Below are 663 nucleotides of genomic sequence, written 5' to 3'. Positions count from 1 at the left end.
CGAGTGTGAGCCGGGTGGCAATGGGCAGGCGCTGGGATTAACAATGGTAGCCACCGCCAGTGGGTTCGATAACGCTGCCGTGCCGACCAACGTTCCCGATCTGGCTGTGCGTCTGTTGTTGGCGGGGAATGCTTTCGTTCTGAATAAACGTGTGGCGATAGATGCTGCCAATCCGCCGACGTTGCAAGCCGTGCCGATCAAACGACCGGGAGCCGGATTAACGCCGCAGGCGTTTAGTGCTAATGCGACATTATTGGCAGACTATCAGTAGTTAGAGTTGAAACTCTACATGGATGATTTATAGAGCCTATTGCCTTACCTGTTTTTAGTTATGCTCTGGAGTTTTTATGAATTTTCAATATTTGAAAAATGTGTTGTTTTTTTTACTCCTTTGCGGAGCTTTTTTTCCAGTTTTTACACAGGCAAAGCTTAATATGCTTGTTGACTGGAAGTATGATCAAAAAAACAACACCATGAACTTTACGATAAAACAGGCTTATGACAGCGGAAATAATTATAAAATATCGTGCAGTATCATTTCACCGTGTTATATGGCAATGACTTACTCTTCAAATGTAGGCTATCCGTGGAAACATAAAATCAGTAAATATGGATTATTGCCATTGTCAGTGGAAGATATCGTTTATAGCTTTAACAAAGAGG

Annotated in this window: 2 protein-coding genes; both read left to right on the top strand. The window is 42.8% G+C overall.

Going from position 1 to position 663, the window contains the following annotated elements:
* Window positions 1-271: pilus assembly protein (locus AEAC466_RS43450; RefSeq protein ID WP_031239718.1), on the top strand; the 271-nt coding region annotated here is incomplete at its 5' end.
* A 76-nt stretch (window positions 272-347) separates the two neighbouring features.
* Window positions 348-663: hypothetical protein (locus tag AEAC466_RS45090; RefSeq protein WP_235074381.1), on the top strand; the 316-nt coding region annotated here is incomplete at its 3' end.

The organism is Asticcacaulis sp. AC466 (assembly GCF_000495815.1).
Lineage (GTDB): Bacteria > Pseudomonadota > Alphaproteobacteria > Caulobacterales > Caulobacteraceae > Asticcacaulis.
The sequence above is the reverse complement of the archived record's forward strand: the minus strand, read 5'-3'. Positions and strand labels throughout refer to the sequence as shown.